The sequence below is a fragment of the Shewanella sp. YQ_9 genome (assembly GCF_043103185.1).
GTDB lineage: Bacteria > Pseudomonadota > Gammaproteobacteria > Enterobacterales > Shewanellaceae > Shewanella > Shewanella algae.
In genome coordinates, this window is record NZ_JBICJO010000034.1 from 41,761 (window position 1) to 60,724 (window position 18,964).

Genomic DNA, 18,964 nt, shown 5'->3' on the forward strand with positions numbered 1-18,964 from the left:
ATCTTTAGTCATTTTTTTCAAAAAATCATCAATTCTTCTTAACTCAATGATTGTTTGAGAAAAATAATATCGCCAGTGGTGATAAAACCACTGACGATATTGCCCTTTCCTCTCGCTTAGCCAAGCAGAGAAAGCGCGACCTGAGGCAATTGGTTGGCCTGTGCCAGCATGGCAGAACCCGTTTGCTGCAGTACCTGGTTCTTGGTCATGGCCGAAGTTTCCTTGGCAAAGTCCACATCCACGATACGGCTCTTGGCATCGGCAACGTTGGCCTGAGTGTTGGCACTGTTGCTGATATTGTGGGCCAGACGGTTTTGCACCGCACCCAATTCAGCACGCTGGGTATCTATGTTCTTGATGGCAGCGTCAATCTTGCCAATGGCAGAGTCACGACCGGCAGAAGTCAGTACCGTCAGCGCATTTACCGACATTGATGCGGCATTATTGGTTTTGACCGTCACTGTCACGTCTTCACCGTCTTGGTGACCGACCTGGAACAGCTTGCCACCGGAGAACTCACCAGTCATCAGCTTGGTGTTACCAAAGGCTGTGCTGTTACCGATAGCAGTGATCTCATCACGCAGCTGATCCATTTCATCTTTCAGCGCCTGCAGATCGGCGGTGCTGTTGGCACCGTTTTCAGACTGGATGGCCAGGTCACGCATACGTTGCAGCATATTGGTTTGCTCTTGCATCGCGCCTTCGGCAATCTGGGCGATGGAAATCGCGTCGTTGGCGTTACGCATGCCCACTTCCAAGCCGCGAACCTGAGAGTTCAAACGGTTGGAGATAGCCAGACCCGCGGCATCATCCTTGGCGCTGTTGATCCTAAGACCACTGGACAGGCGTTCCATAGAGGTCGCCAGGTTACCACTGGATATGTTCAGGTTCTTCTGTGCCTTCATCGAGGTCACGTTAGTATTAACGGTAATAGCCATGTTGAGTTCCTCTTCCTAGTTTTAGCGCCAAGACTCGGAGCTTGGCTAAATTTGTTAACAATTTATCTGACAGACGGGTAGGTCTTTGCTTTCTGTTAAATAAAGTCAAACAGGGAAACAGAACCCACTCTGCTGAACACATTTGAAACGGCGTTCAACGCCAGCTGCTGTTTTTGAAACTCGGTTATCGCCGAGGCGTAATCGAGATCTTCCAGCAGTGACAATGCCGACTTATTCACCAGCTCTTCCTCTGTATGATTGGAGCTGTAGCTTTCGAGGCTTTTGAGATTATTCCCGGCCACCCCTCTGGCCACACTGAGCTGATTCAAGCCGCTATCAACGTTATTCAATAACTGTGCCAACTCAGCTTTTCCTTCCGGGGTATTGACCCGGCTGGGATCCTCCAGCAGATCGATTGCCTGCTGAATGGTATCGAAAATAGGTACCTCGGCATCGGGCTCCATGGTGAAGGAATCCCCGCCAGCCGGCGTGCCATCCAGCTTCACCTCAATGCCATTGAAACTCACGGGATTACTGGCATCGAAGTTGGCCACATTAGCCACCGCAGTGCCACCCGAGTCCAACACTTCCAAATCAACCCCACCGGCACCATTGTCGGTAAAGTTAAAGGTGTAGGTATCGGCCACATGAGCCGCGGGGTTATCTATCTTGGCGCTGAGTACCCTGAAGTCCCCGGTTTGAGAGGCCAAATAATTGACGCCATAGTCACCCAAACCATTGGGCACCTTCATAAAGGCCGAGTCCCCCGGGATGTTGGTGCCCATGGCAACCCCTTGAGCCACCAAGGCGTCACGAACGCCGCTGTCACCGCTGTAAACCATGTTGCCGCTGGCATCGAAGGCAAACGGCTGATTGTCTGTGCTGAATCCGGAGAACAGATAGTTGCCTGACTCATCCTGGGTATTGGCAATACTCAAGAGTTCATCCAGACTGCCGCGCAGCTCGTCGGCAATCATTTGCCGCTCTGACGGTGCCAGGGTGCCATTTACTGCACGCAACATTTGCTCTCGAATGCTGGTAACCAGAGTTTCGGCACTGCCGAGCTTGCTTTCCGCCATCGACAAATGATTCTTGCTGTAGTCCACATTCTTGAGATACTGCTGCACCAGCGCGTTTTGCTGATAGAGATTGTCTATACCGATAGCCGCCACAGGATCGTCACCGGCAGTGTTAACCTTTTTACCGCTGGAGAGCTGCTCGAGGATCCTGTTGGTATCCGTTTGCTTCTGTAGAATGCTGTTTAAGTTCTGCTGGTACATCTGTGAAGTTGAAATACGCATCTCTCAAGCTCCTATCGAACCGAACTGAACAAAGTGTCGAACAGGGTATTGGCCGTGGTCATGATCCGTGCCGATGCCTGGTAGGCCTGCTGGAACTGCATCAAGTTGGCCGCCTCTTCGTCCAGGTTAACCCCGGATTCCGACTGCACCCTGGCATAGGCCTGGTTGTAAATGGCCTCCGCCGAACCGGCCCTCACCTGGGCGGATTTGGTTTGGCTGCCAATATCCAGCTTGGTCTTTTCAAACACATCTCCCAGGGTCGACTTGCCATTGTTCATTATCTTGCTGTCACTGAGCTTGGCCATGGCCACGGCATTGGTGTTGTCACCCGGCGCAAAGCTGAGATCAAAAGTGAAACTCTCACTGCCGCCACTGCTGCCATCGACTTCGAAGGTAAAGCCAAAGGCGCTGATCTGCGGCGGAGTGCCTGCAGCCGTCCCGGTTGCCAAAGAAGCGCCGTTGACATCAAAGACTTCATAGGTAGGCGGATTGACACTGGTATCCAGGGTGAAGGTCAGCTCACTGTCAGTCACGGGGAAGTTAGCCGCGCTTCTGTCATCTATGCTGACCAACTTCACTGAAGTGCTACCTGAATTACCTGTCCCGGCGGTGATTTTCGGCGCCGCAGCGGCAATCCCCTTGGGATCGGACATCACTACACCTATGTTGGCTGCCGCATTGGCCGTTGGCCGTATTTCAAACCTGTCACCGGCGGCCATGGCACCGGCGTCGATATTGATACTGAAACCGTTGGCGCCTTCCAAAGTGTTGCCGTTGAGCGTCAAGTTGGTCACGGCTCCCGTCTTCATATCCTTGAGTTCATAAGTACCGGCGCTGGTATAGTTCAACTCATAACTGCTGCCGGACAGGGCGCCGACATCATCGATATTAACGCTCAAGGAAGCTGTGCCCGGATTACCCGAATAGGCGCCGACACGGCCGGCGGCAATCACAGGGTCATTGATATCGGTAAAAATAGGTTGTCCCAGCTCGCCATTGAGATCGAAACCCTGGGACTGCATCTCGTTAAAGGCATCGGCAATCCCCAGCGCCAACTGCCCCAGCTCATGGCTGGCGGGCATCAGGGTATTGTCACGAAAATCAAATAAGGCGCCCAGTTGACCACCAAGCTTGGCGGGGTCAGCCTTCAATTCACTGCCACCAAGGCTATAGGTCAGCTCAGGCTCGTTGGGGAAGGGGTCACCTGTGGTCACGCCCATGGTCATGGCAACTTCACCGGACACCAGCATAAAGGAGCTGCCTAGCATGATGGAGCGGGCACCGTTTTCCAGCGGGATCACATTGACTTCGGCATATTGGCTCAATTCCTGGATCAGGGCATCTTGCTTATCCAGCAGCTGCGCATCGTTACCCGGCGTCTTCATCAGTTCAAGATTGATCTGCGCCATCTCTTTACTGATCTCATTGATCCTGGTGGTAATGCTTTCAATCTGATCATTGGTTTGCTGCACCTGACCACTCAGATGGCTCTGCATCTGATTGAGATTCTGCGCCAGTTGCGAGGCCGAGTTGAGCACAGAGCCTCGGATCCCCAGATCCGATGGCAGGTCAGCCAGGCTGTTGAGGCCGGAGAAAAAGTCATTCAATGAGGCAGGCACCGCCTTACCTATCTGGGAAAACAGCTGATCCAGCTCGCTGAGCTTGGTGTAACTGGCCTCGGCAGCACTGAGCCCTGTTTGGCCGATACGCAGCTCTCTGGCGGCATAATCGTTGTAAATACGCTTAACTTCCTGCACATAGGTACCTGTGCCATAGAAGTTATTGCCAAGACGCATTGAGGTGGAGGTGCCCTGAATTGCCACCTGACGGTGATAGCCTTCGGTATTGACGTTGGCAATATTGTTACTGGTCACCCCCAATTGTGATTGGGCGGCCAGGATCCCGCTGCGGGCTATACTGAACAGATCCATAGACATGGGTTATCGCTCCTGCACCTTTACTGGCCCGGCTTTGAGCCGAACTCCTGCAACAATTGGCCAAAATCGGCCTTGATGGTATCCAGCACTTTCATCACCTTGTTGGCATATTGAGGATCCGTGGCGTATCCCGCCTCGGCCAGTGCCTTGATAAATTCGCCGGGATTGGCGGCCATCTTGCGCGCCTGGCTATAACGATCGTTGTCGGAAATAAAGCTGACAAAGTCGTTAAAGCTCTGCTCAAAACTGTCATACACCCGGAAGTCCGCCTTTTGCCGCACAGCTGTGCCCTGCTCATATTCCAGGGTCGACACTGCCGCTTTCTCGCCCTGCCAACGCCTGTCGGCCTTGATGTTGAACAGGTTGTTGCTGGACTCGCCTTTATGGCCACGGACCATTTTCTGGCCCCAGCCGGTTTCCAGAGCCGATTGCGCCAGCAGCACTTCGGGTTGAGTCCCCAAAGCATCGGCAGCGGCCTTGGCATGGGGATAAAGCTGTCTGACAAACTCTTCCTGGCTGCCGATTGCCGGCCTCGCCTGCCGCCATGACGGCAATACTTTGCCGCTCAAGACCTGCTGCAGGCTGTCATTGCTTGGCAGCGCGGATGCTTTGGCCGCTGCTGCTTCAACACCGGATATCTTCTCCGTTTGGCCGCCGTTTAAGGCCGCGACACTGCGGTTATCGACATCACCGCGGAGCACTGAGGCCGGGGTAATGTCGGAGTTTTCAGGTGACAACTGCTGCACCATGAGATCCGCCAGCCCCAACATGCCTTTGGAGGACAGCTCCACCGACATCTGCTGATCGTGCATCTGCTCGTAGAACTTGGTGTACTGGCTGTTCATCGGGCTGTCTGATTCAAATATCGCATTGGCATCACGCATGCTTTTCATCAACATCTGCACAAAGATGCCTTCAAACTGCTGCGCGACTTCTTTAAGCGCCGCCTTTTGATCCTGCTGCGCCTGGGCTCTGAGCTTGTCCAGCCCACCGAGATCCAGAAATTGCGAAGCATCAGCCATTTTGTTCATAGTCGATAAACCAATGTGCCATTAATCAGATGATGATGAGTTCACCATGCAAAGCCCCTGCCATCTTTAAGGCTTCGAGGATGGCCAACACATCCGATGGTGCCGCGCCGACCATATTCACCGCCCGCACCAACTCATCGAGGGAAGTGCCCGGGTTGAACATAAACATACGTCTATTGTCCTGAGCCACATCTATGGTGCTGTTGCTGGTCACCGCAGTCTGGCCACCGGCCAGGGCATTGGGTTGGGAAACCTGAGTCGCTTCGGCAATGGTGACGGTAAGGCCGCCATGGGTCACTGCCGCCGGCAGGAGTTTTACGTCCTTGCCGACCACTATGGTGCCGGTGCGAGAGTTGACTATCACCTTGGCCGATTCATCGGCAGGCTCAACCTGAATGTTTTCCAGGGTGGCCAGAAACGATACCCGCTGCGACACATCTCTGGGGGCACTGACCTGAATGGATGAAGCATCAAGCGCCCGTGCCATACCCGGGCCGAGTAAGCCATTAATGGCATCGGCGGTGCGCTTGGCGGTGGAGAAATCGGCTCTGTGCAGGTTAAAAGTCAGGTGATCGCCATTACCGAAAGGGCTGGCCACTTCACGCTCGACTATGCCGCCGTTGGGAATACGGCCCACGGTTGGCGTGTTCTGGATAACCTTGGAGCCATCAAGGCCCTCGGCACTGAAACCGCTAACCACCAAACTCCCCTGGGCGATGGCGTAAACATTGCCATCCACCCCTTTAAGGAAAGTCTGCAGCAGAGTGCCGCCGCGCAGGCTCTTGGCTTCACCCAGGCTCGATACCGTCACATCCAGGGTTTGTCCCGGCTTGATAAAGGGTGGCATATCGGCATGCACTGCCACCACGGCAATATTCTTGATCTTGGGCCTGAAGTTATCCGGCAAATTGATGCCGAAATTCTTCAACATGGTCTTGAAGGTCTGCTCCGTGTAACGGGTCTTCTCCCCGGTGCCCGGCAAACCGACCACCAGACCGTAGCCTATCAACTGGTTATCCCTGACCCCTTGGATATCGGCGATATCCTTGATGCGCTCGGCCTGTCCCGGCAGGGAAACCAGCAAACAGGCAAGTGCCATGATTAATTTGATTTTCATGAGCTTATCCTCAGAAAGGCCACCAGTCAGAGAGGAAGAACTGGCTCAGCCAGCCCACCTTTTGCGAATCGGCAAAGGTGCCGGTTCCGCTGTATTGAATACGGGCATTGGCGACTTTGGGCGAATCTATGGTGTTCTCGGGAGTAATATCCTGCGGCCGAATAATGCCGGTGACCCGGATAAACTCGTCGCCATTGTTGATGGTGATCCACTTTTCACCGCGAATAACCAGGTTGCCATTGCCCAGCACCTGCATCACATTGGCCGAGATCTGCCCGGAGAGACTGTTGCTCTGATCGGCATCGGCCTCACGATTGGTATCCATGCTGTCGCCGTAACGGAAATCCAGCGGATTGCCCTTGATGGTGACATTGCTGCCGCCCATATAGAGCGGGTTCACCGACATGTCCGAGCCTTTCTTGATCTTGTTACCGACGCTTTTCTTCGCCTGGGTTGACTCCACCAGCACCACAGTGATGATGTCCCCTACCCTGTGCGCCCGCAGATCCGAGTAAAGCGAAGACGCCTGGCTATCCTGATAAATAGAGCCGGTCGGCGCTATCCGGGTTGGCGGTGCTTCGGGATACACAGGCGCATAATAGGGATCATCGGCTATGGGTTTATTCTGGGTAGCAGTGCAGGCCCCCAGAAACAAAGCCGGAATGATAAGGAACAAGGGTTTCATCACATCACCTCATCACAGATTCTGGTTCACGTAGGCCAGCATCTGGTCTACGGCCGAAATGACTTTGGAGTTCATTTCGTAGATCCGCTGACTCTCAATCAGGTTAACCAGCTCTTCGGTCACGTTAACGTTGGAGGTTTCCAGCGAGCCCTGACGAATGGAGCCCAAACCGTCGAGCGAAGCCGTGCCCTGAATTGGGGTACCGCTGGCGCCCGTCTCCAGATAGAGGTTTTGCCCTATGGGATCCAGGCCGGACGGATTGATGAAATCAGAGATGGTCAGCTGGCCCACCACCTGGTTTTCGGCGGCGCCCGGGGTTTTAACCGACACTTCACCTTCGGCGGAAACGGTAATACTGGTGGCATCGTCCGGAATGGTAATGGCAGGCTGCAGCACATAGCCGGCGCCGGATGTCACTATCTGGCCGGTATCATCCAGAGTGAACTGGCCGTTACGAGTGTAGGCTGTGGTGCCATCGGGCAGTTGGATTTCAAAGAATCCCGGGCCTTCAATCATCATGTCCAGCGCGTTGTCTGTGGTTTGCAGATTACCCTGGGAGAAAATCTTCTGGGTGGCTACCACCTTGGTACCTGCCCCCAAGTTAAGACCATTGGGCAGCTTGGTGTTGGAGGCACTGATACCACCGGCCTGATTGACCGTCTGGTACAGCAAGTCTTCAAATATCGCCCGGCCCTTTTTGTAGCCTATGGTGCTGGCATTAGCGACGTTATTTGAAATCACCGAGATGTCTGTTTGCTGGGCATCTAGCCCAGTCTTACTTATCCATAACGCGGGATGCATATCAATTACTCCTAGCTAATGCGCATCAATGAAGCGGACGACTTGTCGTTCTCTTCTGCGGTTTTCATCATTTTTACCTGCAGCTCAAACTGACGTTGCAGCTCAATCAGGTTGACCATTTCATCCACGGCATTGACATTGCTGCCTTCCACAGCGCCGCTTTCCACATTCACAAAGGGATCGGCGGCGGCCGGATTGCCGTCCAGAGTGCGGAACAAACCATCTTCACCGCGCATCAGGTTCTGATTGCCCGGGTTGACCAGCTTGATGCGGCCCACCTCTTCAATCACCTCGGCGGTTGCGCCCTGGGGACGAATGGAGATGGTGCCGTCGGTGGCAATCTGGATTTTGTCTATCGGCAACGGCAGCACTATCGGGCCGTTATCGCCCATTACCGGGTTGCCCCTGTCGTTACGCAGTAAACCTGTGGTGTCAAAACTCAGACTGCCGGAGCGGGTGTAGGCCTCGCTGCCATCGGCTGCCTGCACCGCAATCCAGCCCTGATCTTTGATGGCTATGTCCAGATCCCGCCCGGTCGATTTGATAGGGCCGGACTGAAAGTTGGCCGAGGGCGACTCTGTCATGGCAAACACCCGGGTCGGCAATCCTTCACCGAAGGCTTGCATCGCACGGGCCTGAGCCATGTCTGACTTGAAACCATCTGTGTTGGCATTGGCTAGGTTGTTACCCCGAACCGCCAGCGCATTCATGTTTTGTTTGGCACCAGTCATGGCGACATAGAGAAGTTTGTCCACCTGCTGCTCCGTCAATCTTTTTACCTATCCAGGTAAAAGCAAACATCGTGCCAATAAAATGAGCAATCGAGCGCAGTGACAACAGAAGAACTTCAGTAACTTGGGAGTATGTACGGGGAGAAGCGGCAAGACATTGCCGTAGCGGCAATGTCTTGCGCAGGAAGCATTAGCGGATCTGCAGTACTGTCTGCTGCAGTGTGTTGTTTACTTCCAGAGTACGGGAGTTGGCCTGGAAGTTACGCTGAGCCGAAATCAGGTCCACCAGTTCAGTGGTCAGGTCGACGTTGGCCTGTTCCAGCGTTGAGGAACGGATACTGCCGAACACGCCACTGTTGGCCTCACCGGCCAGCGCTGCACCTGAGTCCAGGCTCGCTTTCCAGGAGGTGTTACCTACCTGGCTCAGACCCTGTTCATTGGAGAATCGCGCCAGTGCCACCCGCGCCAAAGGCACGGTCGAGCCATTGCTGTACTTGGCTGAGATCAAACCGTCTGTACCCACTTCCACATTGGTCAGACGACCCACAGTCACCCCATCCTGCGTCAATTCAGTGGCGTTGAACTTTTCCGAGAACTGGGTCGGGTTGTTGAAGTCTATGGTTATTGTCTGGGTTCCGTCCGCCGCGGGGCCGAGAACATTGGCACCGCCAACACCCAACTGCTCTGTGGTGATCACCGCAGGATCTGAACCTATGTAACCGCCGACATCGTTGAACTTGAGCACGGCGCCAGTCCAGCCACCAGCAGTTTGCGCTGTGCCTGTACCATCCGGGTTACCGTCACCGTCAGTATCTGTCTGGTAGCTGCCAGCGCCGCCGCCCAGATTGACCGGCTTGTCGTCGATAGCATAATAAGCCACCCAGTTACTCTCGCCCGTGTAGGCACCATTGTCCGGACGCACAAAATAGGTGGTCAAGGTGTGGGAGTTACCCAGGGAGTCATAAATGGTCACTGCGGTTGAGTTGTTGAAAGTGTCTGACTTGGATGGGTCAAACAGCGCCGGATCTTTGGTGGCCTGGGTGGAATCCAGGTTCATGCTGATGCCGACATTATTGGTCTTCTGCGGGCTACCGGCAGTATCCGGGATCTGCACCGGCTTGGTAGTGGTCAAACTCACAGAGGTGGAGTTGCCGTCTTTATCGACGGGGAAGCTCTGCAGGAAGTTACCTGCGGCATCGACCAGGAAACCGTTTTCATCACGCTTGAAGGCACCGGCGCGGGTGAAAGAGTAATCCTGACTGCCCACATTGGGAGAGGTCACGAAGAAACCGCCACCGTTGATCGCCAAATCCAACGCATTGTTGGTGGAGTTCAGGTTACCCTGGTGGAACTGCTGCGCCACCTGAGTGGTGGTCACACCGCCGCCCACTGTAGTTCTGCCGTTGGAGAAAATCGAGCTGGCGTAAACATCGGCAAACTCGGCCCGGGATTCTTTAAAGCCGACGGTATTGACGTTGGCAATATTGTTGGCTGTGGTATTGAGATCTTTCTGCGCCGCAGCAATCCCACTCAGAGCAATGTTAAAAGACATAATTCACCTCATGATTTTCAGATACTGTCCGGCGCAGCCGGGGCAGAAACAGAATTAAACTTCGGAAACAGCCAGCACGTCGGCCAGTCTGATCCCGCCAATACCTCTTAGGTTCAACACGGCGCCACTGGCCGAGTTGAGCGATACACTGGTCACGTGGGCATAAGCACTGACAATAAGATCCTGGGACTTGCCATCGACAACCCCGCTGGCCTTCATGGTGTAGATACCAGCCTCAACGGGTTTACCGTCCTTATCCAAGCCGTCCCATTCCACGTCTATGTTGCCGCCGGCACTGCCATCCACATCAAAGGTCTTGATTACCTGGCCGGCTTCATCCTCAACAGTCACCTTGATGGAAGGCATTTTCTCTGGCGATGTGATCACCCCTTTGAGGGTCGGGTCTTCCTCGGAAACATAGCCGGTGCCCGCCGGGATCAACACTTTCTGCCCCACCAGGCCAGATGCCTGCAAAGCCTGACTCGAGGTCATTACCGTGTTGAGGTTAACTATCTCCTCGTTGAGCTTGGAGATACCATCCACGGTAGAAAACGACGCCATCTGGGCAATCATCTGGTCGTTGTCCACAGGCTTGAAAGGATCCTGCATCGACAACTGCCTACTCAGCAGCGAGAAGAAATCTTCCTGGGTCAGCTGCTGATTGTTGCTCTTCTTGGTCTCCGAATCCCCTTTGACACTTATGCTGTCGAGGAAGGGGTTAACTGAACTTACACTCATGGGCTATGTCTCCCTTTATTTGCCCATTCTCAGGGTCTGCTGCAGCATGGACTTGGCTGCATCGGCCACCTGGACGTTCATCTGATAGGAGCGGGAGGCGGAAATCATATCGGCCATCTCTTCCACTACATTGACATTGGGTTTGTAGATAAAACCATCGGCATCGGCCATGGGATGATCCGGCGAATACTCTTTCAACAAGGGTTTATCGCTTTCCACTATGCCCTTAACCTTTACCGCAGCGCCTTGCTGCTGTTGACCATTGGCCTTGGCCAGCTCGGCCTCAAAAATGGGATGCCGCGCCTTGTAGGTCTTATCGATACTGGAAGAGACGGAATCTGCGTTGGCTATGTTACTGGCGGTGGTGTTCAAGCGCACAGATTGCGCCGACATTCCCGACCCCGCAACATTGAAGATATTGTACAAGCTCATGATTAATCTCCTTTCAATGCCTTTTTCATCCCGGCGAACTTACCGTCGAGGAACCCAAGCGACATCTGATATTCAAGCGCATTTTGCATAAAGGCCTGCTGCTCTTTTTGCATATCGACAGTATTGCCATCACCCGTGTCCGGCTGATCCGGTACCCGATACTGCACATGCTGGGCTGTCAGCGCCTTGAGGTCGAAATGCTTTTCAGAAGTTGCCGCCATGCTCATCCCCTGTTGCCGCCCTTTTGCCGCCTGCAACGCCGAGGAAAAATCAACATCCCGAGCCTTATAATGTGGGGTATCGGCATTGGCTATATTGCTGGCAAGCACTTCGGCACGCTGGGCGCGAATGCCCAGAGTGTATTGATGTATGCCAAGGGCCTTATCGAAACTGATCGCCATAAAACCGCCTCCTCCAATGACTCGACAAAAACAAAGCAAGCTTTGTGCCAGATATAGAGTGGAGGATAACAGATAAGAAGATGATGGCCGTTAGGGTGAAAGGTAAAACAGAAAAGGCCCGTCCAAGTTGACGAGCCTTTCAAACTATTTAATTAAAAATCAAATAATTAGGTGGTTAATTTTTCTTTTGATAATAGATGCCTGGGTTACAGCGCACCATGTCGAATTCATCGGTCAACCCGGCAATCGATTCACTGGCGCCCAAAAACAGTATCCCCTTGGGGTTAAGGGCGGCAGCAAATTGCCGCAGTATTTTTGCCTTTGCCTCCGGCGCAAAATAGATAAGCACGTTGCGGCAAAAGATGATGTCGAACTTGCCGAGTAAGGTGTAGCTTTCAAGCAGGTTGTGGGCCCGAAAACTCACCAAACGGCGCACATTGTCTTTAACCCGCATATTGCCGTTGGGCAGGGCTTCAAAAAACTGACGCTTGCGCTCTTCAGACAGGCCGCGGGCCAACGCCAGCTTATCGTACTCGGCGTTTTTACAACGCTCCAGCATGGACGGCGACAAATCTGTGGCCTGAATCATGGCGCCACCCGGCAAAGCCCCCGGCTTACGCTGCTGATATTCAAGCACTGTCATCGCCAGTGAATAGGGTTCCTGGCCGGATGAACAGGCTGCCGACCAAATCTTCAACGGTCGCCCCAGCTTGGCATAACCGGGCAACAATGTATTGCCCAGCAGGTCAAAAGGATACTTGTCCCGAAACCAGAGGGTTTCGTTGGTGGTCATGGCATCGACGACTTCAGCGCGTAACTGACGCTCGGTGGGCCGCATCGACTGCTTAACTACGTCCGACAGGGATGGCAAGCCATATTTCCCCATCAAAGGCGCCAAACGGCTGCGAACCAAATACTGTTTGTTCTCACCCAATACAATGCCACTGTGCTGTTCAAGAAACAGCCTGAATTGATTGTACTCAGTTTCTGCGAGAGATTTATCTGGCACCTTAGTGTCCTAACTATCCGTGAAAACGTCGCTGCAACTCAATGCAGCGCCATTTAAAAACTGGGTCAGCGTTATACCCCAGCCCCATTTGCAACACAAGACATCAAACTCACTATAGTCATAAAAATCCACAGCAGACAGCGACTATAAACTCAGATGCTTGTTAACTGCCGATGCCAATTCATCGGGGTTGAACTTGGCAATAAAATCGTTGGCGCCCACTTTTTGCACCATGGCCTGGTTGAACACCCCACTCAACGAGGTATGCAACACCACCTTGATATGTTTCAGTTTGGGATCATCACGGATCTCGGCGGTCAGGGTATAGCCATCCATTTCCGGCATCTCAATATCTGAAATAATCAGCGGGATCTCATCGGCGACATTGTCCATCTCCGACGCGATGCTTTTCAACTTATCCAGCGCTTCCCGGCCATCTTTGGCGGTATCTATCTGCAGGTTCAACGAAGACAGCGCCCGAATGATCTGCTTACGGGCCACTGAAGAGTCGTCAATCACCATAATATGATAGTGCTGCTCTCTGTCGATTGTGAGAGATTCATCGATTTCCTGACTGATGTCTGTCTTAACCGGCGAAATTTCATCGAGAATTTTCTCAACATCGAGAATTTCAACCAACTCACCTTCGATTTCGGTCACCGCGGTCAGGTAGGAGTATCGCCCTGCCCCTTCCGGTGGCGGCATGATGGACTCCCAGTTCATATTGATGATCCGCTCGACAGACTTCACCAGGAAGCCCTGCACGCTGCGGTTGTACTCGGAAATAATGATGAAGCAATCCTTGACATCATCTATGGGTTTGCCGCCGGTCGCCGCACTGAGGTCGATAACCGACACTGTGGTGCCGCGAATATGGGCCACGCCCTTAACGAAGGAGTTCAACTTGGGCAGTGCCGTCAGCGGTGGACACTGCAGAACCTCTTTAACCTTGAACACGTTGATCCCGAACCTTTGCCTGCCGTTGAGTTTGAACAACAGAAGTTCGAGACGGTTTTGTCCGACCAGTTGAGTGCGCTTGTTGACTGATTCAAGAATGCTCGACATAAGGCTGCCTTGTTGTCTTTGTATTGATAAATACCTGCTGTCACGCAGACAGGCATACTATTTGCTTTGTCCAAGACACTGGGTCTCAGTCAAATTTCTGACTAAACCTGTGGTGAAGCCAGCACTGGGATCCGCGAATCATTGAAAGTATAGGTGTAATCTGGCGAGACAAGCTAGCCCGTTCATTATGAAAGTAAATTTTGCGTACATTTTGGCTACAATTTTAATGCCCATCCCAGCGGTGGCGGCAGAGAATAGCTTTGTTCCCAGTATATCGGCCGTAGAAAGCCTGGCTAAAGAGGCAGTTGCCAAAAAAGTGCTGGCGGCCGAGAACGCTCAAATTACCATCACGCCGCAGCGGCTGGATTCCAGGCTCACGCCCCCCAGATGCAATTCGCCTTTGACGGCCGAACTTGCCAGCGACAGAGAGATAAGCCGCAACAATACGGTACGCATAGGTTGTAACAGCCCGGAGCTCAGCTACCCGTGGCAAATCTATGTCTCGGTGCGGGTGGATATCAGTTACCCAGTGGTAGTGGCTACCCAGACACTGGCCCCGGGCACTGTGCTTGGGCCGGAAAATCTGGCGCTGCGTTACATAGATGAAACCAGTTTGCGCGGCGCGCAATTTGACGATATAGCCACAGTCACAGGTACCCGCCTCAAGCGACGCATAGCCAAAGACTATCCGGTATTTGCCGCCAACCTCTGCTTTGTCTGCAAAGGTGACAGAGTCTCCATCTATGCCCGTAACGAGAAGTTTCAAATAAAAACTGTTGGTGAAGCCCTGCATGATGGTAACCTTGGGGAACAGATTCGGGTAAAAAACACTCGCTCAGACAAAGTGTTGGAGGCTACTGTCACCAATGTGGGCGAAGTGGAAGTTCGAATGTAAAAAATGCTAAAGTTCCCCTTGGCGGTGCCGATAAGACAGCAAGGTAATCAGAGAAAAGGCTGGAGCCGAGATGGCTATGGATATTAAACAACTGCAAAATCAACCCAGGGTGAACACAGGTTCAGTCCCCAAGAACACAGCTCAGAGCAGCCAAACAGCTCAGCAAGGTGCTGCTCCGCAGAAAGCTGACTCTGTTGTGGTGTCACAACAGGCGCAGCAACTGCAAGGAGTACAGAGTAAAATGGCCTCCCTGCCGGAAATAGATCAAAAGAAGATCACCGAAATTAAATTGGCGATCGCCGAAGGCAGATATAAGGTTGACCCGGAAAAACTGGCAGCCAACATATCTCAATTCGAATCAGAACTGAACGAACTCAATAAAGGGTCCTGATGCCTGATACCCCGGATATCACCAGCCTGATAGCACAGCAGACGACTCAACTCGAGCGTCTGCTGAACTTGATTGAGCAGGAAAAAAACGCCCTGCTGGATCGCAATGCCGATAATCTGCTGCAACTGGCCAAAGACAAGGGCGACCTGCTCAATGAGGTCAAAGCGGTAGATGAGGCGCTCTCTTCTCATCCTGAACAAGCCAAACTCAGTCAGCCACCATTGGCCGAACAGGTCAGTGAAGCCCGCGAACTATTGGCTGCTTGCCAACTGCGCAATCAGGAAAATGCCGGCCTGATAGAGCTGAGCATGGCCAGTATCAATCGCCTGGCGCAAGCGCTGCAGGTCAGCCGTAACGCCTCCAGCCTGACCTATGATGGCAAGGGTAAAACCTCAACCATCGCCACCCTGGGTAACGATCTCAAGGCTTGATTAAGACCCGGCTGCTGTTGCTTACAGCTTATTGCGTAAGCTCAACTCTTTAGCGAGAATCATTGCCTGTGGCCCCCTGCCCTAGTCTGAACTCAAGGTGGTTACTCAGGGTACGCGACCCGGAACGCAAAGCTCGGCTCAGAACGTAAAACTCAGCCCTCAATTCAGCAACGCATCTTAAGCCATAAAAGGCCACAAAAAAGCAGCCAAACAAGGCTGCTTTTTGCTTATGCCAATTGAAGGTGCGAGCCACTCTCTACAAAATTTACAAAAGTGAACGCTGCGGGGACTTATTCTCACCTTCCTAAAAATAAGTGATCTCTTTGACTCGCTGGGGGCGATTTTGCTGCTGATACAGATCCCACACCCGGGCGAAATCCAGCTCCAGTTCGGTCACATAATGATCTCCGGCCGGATAACTGCGCACTACCTTGGCACCGCGGATCACCCCGGAAACCGAGGCCTGGATATTATCGCCTTTCAGCATCCAGTCACTGACCTTGCTGTCGGCCGACAACCGCTGACCATAGACCTGTTCGGCCAATTCACGATAAGCGGCAATCTTGGATGCCTGCATCGCCATCAGCACCTTTTGCGACTGTTCCTTGGCCGGTTGGCTGGCCAGCGGGGCATAGCCTATTGCCGTCAACTTGGGAAAACTGCTCGGCGCCTCAGTCTCCCACTGCACATATCTGTCCTTATCGGCGCAGCCACCCAGAATTAACGCCAGCGCCAGCGTGGCCAATGACAGTGTTTTGTTCCAATGCTTCATTACTTGTCTCCCACTATCCGGCCCTTATCCTCACCACGGCTTTCGTAGCGATAAAGCAGCCCTTCTTTTGACACCACCTTATTGGATGGCGCCAGGTAGCCGGGCAGCTCTTGCTCCTGTACCCGCACACCGGCTGCCGAAAGCACCCGGTTGTTGTTGACGTTGACAATTCGGCTGTTGAACAGCATTTCACCTTTGGCCTGACTCATGCTGGTGACCAGTACATGCTCCACCGCAATATCGGTCGGCAGTTGCTGCCAATCACGGGTAAGGATGAAATCCCCCTGGGGCGTTACCCGCACCGCATCGGCCAGGTTCAAATCCACCAGGTTGAAACCGCGCTGATGAAAGGCCGTCATCAGCCCCTGCTGCAGTTGTGAAGCGAGCGCATTGCTGCTCTGCATGTCTTCCACCATCACAGGTGTCATCACCAATAGCGGCTGGGTCGGCTTGAGAGCGTCATTATGAGTTACCAACTCATCAACCAATTGCTGCGCCAATAGATTGACTGGCGCCGCTTGCGACTTGACCTCGGCCTGCTGTTGCGGCGAAGTCATGCTGCAAGCAGGCAGCAAGAGTAAAGGCAATATACACAGGGCTCTATACATAATATCCATCCCACTGGTACCCTGGCGGGCACTTGCTTTATTGAGGAACCTGGCGACTCTTGGACCTGGCATGAACCTTGGCCTACCTGACTTATGCCGCGCTTTCTCCGAGGTTGTCATTAAGCACCACGGCTAACTCGATTAGCGCCAAGCTCCCATCACTGGATTAAAGCCATGCAAATAAAATACCAACCTAAGTTGGGTTTGCAGACCAAGCACAAAACCCCGCTGCGACGAACGTTCCCGGTTAGCTGGCAGCTTATTACAGGCTTTTACGACCGGTATTGAATGAGCTTACCCGCCCCCTCCGATGATCCACACCTTCATTTGCCCCGCCCATTGCCCACTGGCGGGCAATGGGAACTGATACTCACTTTCCCCTTATCGGCAAACTCTTGCCGCGCTTTAGTCGTGGCCGCAAACCGCGCTGCATCTGCTGTGATATGGGTGGCACTGGCACAAAATTTGAATATCAAGCGATACCAGTGGCGGAATTCCGTCACCCTGACTCCTATTTTGAGGAACCGTCTTATGAGATTGCGCCCCTTGCTCTTGCTGCCGCTGCTGGGCATCAGCCTGAACGCCATGGCAGAGTGGACCGAGGCCCGAGGTGAAGCCAAAATAGTCAATGGCAATTTGACCCAGGCACGGGAAGCGGCAATGGACAACGCCATCAACATGGCCTTGCTCTCCCGTGGCGGCAGTTTTCAATCAACCCAGAGTGTCAGCCAGGGGCGCTTGACCCAAAACGATTTCAGCCTTTCCAGTCAGGCGCAGATAAGCAGCGTCGAACTGGTCAGCGAAATGCGCCAGGGAGACAAGCTCAAGGTGGTTATGCGGCTCGATATTCTCGATGGCCCGGATAACAAGTGCCAAAGCTCAGCCATCAAGGCCGCTATCCTGGTGCCACAGGCCAGTATTAAGGACAGAAGCCAACTGCGTTATGGTCAGTTGGAAAATTTCCAGCGAAGCCTGTCCGAGCGGATAGCGGCAACGCTGGATAAGCAATCCTCCACCAGTTTTGCCCACCTGCACGCCAAAGAGCGGCTGGATATCAAAGAGGAGCTTGTCAATATCCGTGGTTACCGCCTGCCGACCTGGATAAGTGAAATTACCGACAGCCAGTATCTGTTGTTGCCGCAAATCATAGATATCTCCACCGAACCGACCGAGTCCGGCTTTATGGGTCTGTGGGACAGCGAGCCTCAGCGACTGTTTCAGCTGCAGCTCAGCCTCTATCATGGGATCAGCGGCGAGCAGATCTGGTATCAGAACTACAGCATTTCTGCCCCCTGGGAGTTTGCCAAAAATGAATCCGTCGCCCCCAACAGCGACAGATTCTGGCGTGCCAGTTATGGGCAGGCCATAGATAAGGTGCTGGCCAATGCCAGTAAAGATATCGATATGGCACTGGCATGCAGGCCTCTGCTGGCACAGATAGTCGTGCGTCAACAAGATAGAGTGATACTCAACCTTGGGCGACGCAACGGCATCCGCGTTGGCGATCAGTTCCAAATAGTGCTGCAACAAAACCTGCCCGACCGCATGAACCAGATGCGTGCCGTGGCCGGAGAAACCCGGGCAAAAATCACCATAGATCAAGTCACAGAGGAAAGTGCCATCGCAGTGCTCAGCGGTGAAAATTCTGCCCTCAACATTCAGGTGAATGACATCGCGATTAAGATTTAAGCAATTAAATCCAAAGCCTTTTCATCCGGGTGAAAACCAGTATAATCACTGGCGTCTCCCTATAGCTCAACAGGATAGAGCAGTCGCCTCCTAAGCGACCGATCGGGGTTCGAGTCCCTGTGGGGAGACCAGCATTTTCCTCTTGTGCCTGCTTGCACAAGTCTCAAGCTTCTTTTGGAACCCATCCACCTGCCGATCCAGGCGCTTCAAATTAATGATTTTGTTCTCTGATAGTTTTCTTTTGGGAAAACATTGAGTTGGTGATGTGGCCATCGTGGCTTTAAAGCTCTAAATAGCCAACCAACTTGGGTTTAGCTTCCCGCTAAGCAGCAACCTATCACCTGCGGTGCGGATGGGCAGGAAGCTCGAAGGCCGTGAAGGACAGGACGTCCGAGAACGGTCCTTTTCGCACAGGCGATCCTGTGACTCGCTGCAAGTAC

General features: G+C 53.2%; 20 protein-coding genes and 1 tRNA gene. 5 read left to right on the top strand and 16 right to left on the bottom strand.

Going from position 1 to position 18,964, the window contains the following annotated elements:
• Positions 1-116 precede the first annotated feature (116 nt).
• The 14 genes from ACF8D4_RS10965 to ACF8D4_RS11030 all read right to left on the bottom strand — a co-directional run bounded on the left by ACF8D4_RS10965 (position 117) and on the right by ACF8D4_RS11030 (position 13,738).
• On the bottom strand, positions 117-938 hold the full coding sequence (locus ACF8D4_RS10965) for a flagellin (RefSeq protein ID WP_025011054.1): 822 nt from the start codon (positions 936-938) through the stop codon (positions 117-119).
• Positions 939-1,033: 95 nt separating this feature from the next.
• Complete coding sequence (gene flgL / locus ACF8D4_RS10970) at positions 1,034-2,239, bottom strand: flagellar hook-associated protein FlgL (RefSeq protein WP_392465066.1); 1,206 nt, start codon at positions 2,237-2,239, stop codon at positions 1,034-1,036.
• 11 nt (positions 2,240-2,250) lie between these two features.
• Positions 2,251-4,176 (bottom strand): flagellar hook-associated protein FlgK, encoded by a 1,926-nt coding sequence (gene flgK / locus ACF8D4_RS10975; protein ID WP_044734076.1) that lies wholly within the window; start codon positions 4,174-4,176, stop codon positions 2,251-2,253.
• A 20-nt stretch (positions 4,177-4,196) separates the two neighbouring features.
• Positions 4,197-5,207 carry a flagellar assembly peptidoglycan hydrolase FlgJ gene (gene flgJ / locus ACF8D4_RS10980; protein ID WP_025011053.1) on the bottom strand — a complete coding sequence of 337 codons (1,011 nt, stop codon included), beginning with the start codon at positions 5,205-5,207 and terminating at the stop codon, positions 4,197-4,199.
• Positions 5,208-5,232: 25 nt separating this feature from the next.
• A complete protein-coding gene (locus ACF8D4_RS10985; RefSeq protein ID WP_025011052.1) occupies positions 5,233-6,324 on the bottom strand; it encodes a flagellar basal body P-ring protein FlgI in 1,092 nt (363 codons plus the stop codon).
• Between the two features lie 10 nt (positions 6,325-6,334).
• On the bottom strand, positions 6,335-7,009 hold the full coding sequence (gene flgH / locus ACF8D4_RS10990) for a flagellar basal body L-ring protein FlgH (RefSeq protein WP_025011051.1): 675 nt from the start codon (positions 7,007-7,009) through the stop codon (positions 6,335-6,337).
• Between the two features lie 12 nt (positions 7,010-7,021).
• Complete coding sequence (flgG, locus tag ACF8D4_RS10995) at positions 7,022-7,810, bottom strand: flagellar basal-body rod protein FlgG (protein WP_025011050.1); 789 nt, start codon at positions 7,808-7,810, stop codon at positions 7,022-7,024.
• 11 nt (positions 7,811-7,821) lie between these two features.
• Positions 7,822-8,565 (bottom strand): flagellar basal-body rod protein FlgF, encoded by a 744-nt coding sequence (gene flgF / locus ACF8D4_RS11000; RefSeq protein ID WP_028779120.1) that lies wholly within the window; start codon positions 8,563-8,565, stop codon positions 7,822-7,824.
• Between the two features lie 166 nt (positions 8,566-8,731).
• Positions 8,732-10,093 (bottom strand): flagellar hook protein FlgE, encoded by a 1,362-nt coding sequence (gene flgE, locus ACF8D4_RS11005; RefSeq protein WP_025890000.1) that lies wholly within the window; start codon positions 10,091-10,093, stop codon positions 8,732-8,734.
• A 54-nt stretch (positions 10,094-10,147) separates the two neighbouring features.
• Positions 10,148-10,831: a flagellar hook assembly protein FlgD gene (gene flgD, locus ACF8D4_RS11010; RefSeq protein WP_025011048.1), complete on the bottom strand. Its 684-nt coding sequence runs from the start codon at positions 10,829-10,831 to the stop codon at positions 10,148-10,150.
• 15 nt (positions 10,832-10,846) lie between these two features.
• Complete coding sequence (flgC, locus tag ACF8D4_RS11015; RefSeq protein WP_025011047.1) at positions 10,847-11,263, bottom strand: flagellar basal body rod protein FlgC; 417 nt, start codon at positions 11,261-11,263, stop codon at positions 10,847-10,849.
• Between the two features lie 2 nt (positions 11,264-11,265).
• Complete coding sequence (gene flgB, locus ACF8D4_RS11020; protein WP_025011046.1) at positions 11,266-11,664, bottom strand: flagellar basal body rod protein FlgB; 399 nt, start codon at positions 11,662-11,664, stop codon at positions 11,266-11,268.
• A 175-nt stretch (positions 11,665-11,839) separates the two neighbouring features.
• Positions 11,840-12,673, bottom strand: a complete 834-nt coding sequence (locus ACF8D4_RS11025; RefSeq protein WP_025889999.1) for a protein-glutamate O-methyltransferase CheR — start codon at positions 12,671-12,673, stop codon at positions 11,840-11,842.
• A 144-nt stretch (positions 12,674-12,817) separates the two neighbouring features.
• A complete protein-coding gene (locus ACF8D4_RS11030) occupies positions 12,818-13,738 on the bottom strand; it encodes a chemotaxis protein CheV (RefSeq protein WP_025011045.1) in 921 nt (306 codons plus the stop codon).
• Positions 13,739-13,925: 187 nt separating this feature from the next.
• Between ACF8D4_RS11030 and flgA the strand changes: the two genes are divergently transcribed.
• The 3 genes from flgA to ACF8D4_RS11045 all read left to right on the top strand — a co-directional run bounded on the left by flgA (position 13,926) and on the right by ACF8D4_RS11045 (position 15,455).
• Positions 13,926-14,633 (top strand): flagellar basal body P-ring formation chaperone FlgA, encoded by a 708-nt coding sequence (gene flgA / locus ACF8D4_RS11035; protein ID WP_025011044.1) that lies wholly within the window; start codon positions 13,926-13,928, stop codon positions 14,631-14,633.
• Positions 14,634-14,703: 70 nt separating this feature from the next.
• Positions 14,704-15,024 carry a flagellar biosynthesis anti-sigma factor FlgM gene (gene flgM, locus ACF8D4_RS11040; RefSeq protein WP_025011043.1) on the top strand — a complete coding sequence of 107 codons (321 nt, stop codon included), beginning with the start codon at positions 14,704-14,706 and terminating at the stop codon, positions 15,022-15,024.
• On the top strand, positions 15,024-15,455 hold the full coding sequence (locus ACF8D4_RS11045) for a flagella synthesis protein FlgN (protein ID WP_037473786.1): 432 nt from the start codon (positions 15,024-15,026) through the stop codon (positions 15,453-15,455). The genes flgM and ACF8D4_RS11045 overlap by 1 nt, the downstream gene beginning before the upstream one ends.
• Positions 15,456-15,759: 304 nt before the next feature.
• On the opposite strand, the gene ACF8D4_RS11050 is transcribed toward ACF8D4_RS11045, so the two are convergent.
• Both ACF8D4_RS11050 and ACF8D4_RS11055 read right to left on the bottom strand, forming a co-directional pair.
• A complete protein-coding gene (locus ACF8D4_RS11050; protein WP_051472584.1) occupies positions 15,760-16,227 on the bottom strand; it encodes an LPP20 family lipoprotein in 468 nt (155 codons plus the stop codon).
• Positions 16,227-16,844 carry a FlgO family outer membrane protein gene (locus tag ACF8D4_RS11055; protein ID WP_244999034.1) on the bottom strand — a complete coding sequence of 206 codons (618 nt, stop codon included), beginning with the start codon at positions 16,842-16,844 and terminating at the stop codon, positions 16,227-16,229. The genes ACF8D4_RS11050 and ACF8D4_RS11055 overlap by 1 nt, the downstream gene beginning before the upstream one ends.
• A gap of 522 nt (positions 16,845-17,366) precedes the next feature.
• Here ACF8D4_RS11055 and ACF8D4_RS11060 point away from each other — a divergent pair.
• Positions 17,367-18,524 carry a flagellar assembly protein FlgT gene (locus ACF8D4_RS11060; protein WP_335900044.1) on the top strand — a complete coding sequence of 386 codons (1,158 nt, stop codon included), beginning with the start codon at positions 17,367-17,369 and terminating at the stop codon, positions 18,522-18,524.
• A gap of 55 nt (positions 18,525-18,579) precedes the next feature.
• Positions 18,580-18,655, top strand: a tRNA-Arg gene (locus ACF8D4_RS11065).
• The last annotated feature ends 309 nt before the right edge of the window (positions 18,656-18,964 follow it).

What these genes read in the sequence shown, in the direction of transcription:
- ACF8D4_RS11055 (WP_244999034.1), bottom strand. Translation starts at nt 16,844, where the DNA reads ATGGATATTATGTATAGAGCCCTGTGTATATTGCCTTTACTCTTGCTG.
- ACF8D4_RS11045 (WP_037473786.1), top strand. Translation starts at nt 15,024, where the DNA reads ATGCCTGATACCCCGGATATCACCAGCCTGATAGCACAGCAGACGACT.
- flgB (WP_025011046.1), bottom strand. Translation starts at nt 11,664, where the DNA reads ATGGCGATCAGTTTCGATAAGGCCCTTGGCATACATCAATACACTCTG.
- flgC (WP_025011047.1), bottom strand. Translation starts at nt 11,263, where the DNA reads ATGAGCTTGTACAATATCTTCAATGTTGCGGGGTCGGGAATGTCGGCG.
- ACF8D4_RS11060 (WP_335900044.1), top strand. Translation starts at nt 17,367, where the DNA reads ATGAGATTGCGCCCCTTGCTCTTGCTGCCGCTGCTGGGCATCAGCCTG.
- flgK (WP_044734076.1), bottom strand. Translation starts at nt 4,176, where the DNA reads ATGTCTATGGATCTGTTCAGTATAGCCCGCAGCGGGATCCTGGCCGCC.
- ACF8D4_RS11030 (WP_025011045.1), bottom strand. Translation starts at nt 13,738, where the DNA reads ATGTCGAGCATTCTTGAATCAGTCAACAAGCGCACTCAACTGGTCGGA.
- flgJ (WP_025011053.1), bottom strand. Translation starts at nt 5,207, where the DNA reads ATGAACAAAATGGCTGATGCTTCGCAATTTCTGGATCTCGGTGGGCTG.
- ACF8D4_RS10965 (WP_025011054.1), bottom strand. Translation starts at nt 938, where the DNA reads ATGGCTATTACCGTTAATACTAACGTGACCTCGATGAAGGCACAGAAG.
- flgA (WP_025011044.1), top strand. Translation starts at nt 13,926, where the DNA reads ATGAAAGTAAATTTTGCGTACATTTTGGCTACAATTTTAATGCCCATC.
- flgD (WP_025011048.1), bottom strand. Translation starts at nt 10,831, where the DNA reads ATGAGTGTAAGTTCAGTTAACCCCTTCCTCGACAGCATAAGTGTCAAA.
- ACF8D4_RS10985 (WP_025011052.1), bottom strand. Translation starts at nt 6,324, where the DNA reads ATGAAAATCAAATTAATCATGGCACTTGCCTGTTTGCTGGTTTCCCTG.
- ACF8D4_RS11050 (WP_051472584.1), bottom strand. Translation starts at nt 16,227, where the DNA reads ATGAAGCATTGGAACAAAACACTGTCATTGGCCACGCTGGCGCTGGCG.
- flgG (WP_025011050.1), bottom strand. Translation starts at nt 7,810, where the DNA reads ATGCATCCCGCGTTATGGATAAGTAAGACTGGGCTAGATGCCCAGCAA.
- flgH (WP_025011051.1), bottom strand. Translation starts at nt 7,009, where the DNA reads ATGAAACCCTTGTTCCTTATCATTCCGGCTTTGTTTCTGGGGGCCTGC.
- flgM (WP_025011043.1), top strand. Translation starts at nt 14,704, where the DNA reads ATGGCTATGGATATTAAACAACTGCAAAATCAACCCAGGGTGAACACA.
- flgL (WP_392465066.1), bottom strand. Translation starts at nt 2,239, where the DNA reads ATGCGTATTTCAACTTCACAGATGTACCAGCAGAACTTAAACAGCATT.
- flgE (WP_025890000.1), bottom strand. Translation starts at nt 10,093, where the DNA reads ATGTCTTTTAACATTGCTCTGAGTGGGATTGCTGCGGCGCAGAAAGAT.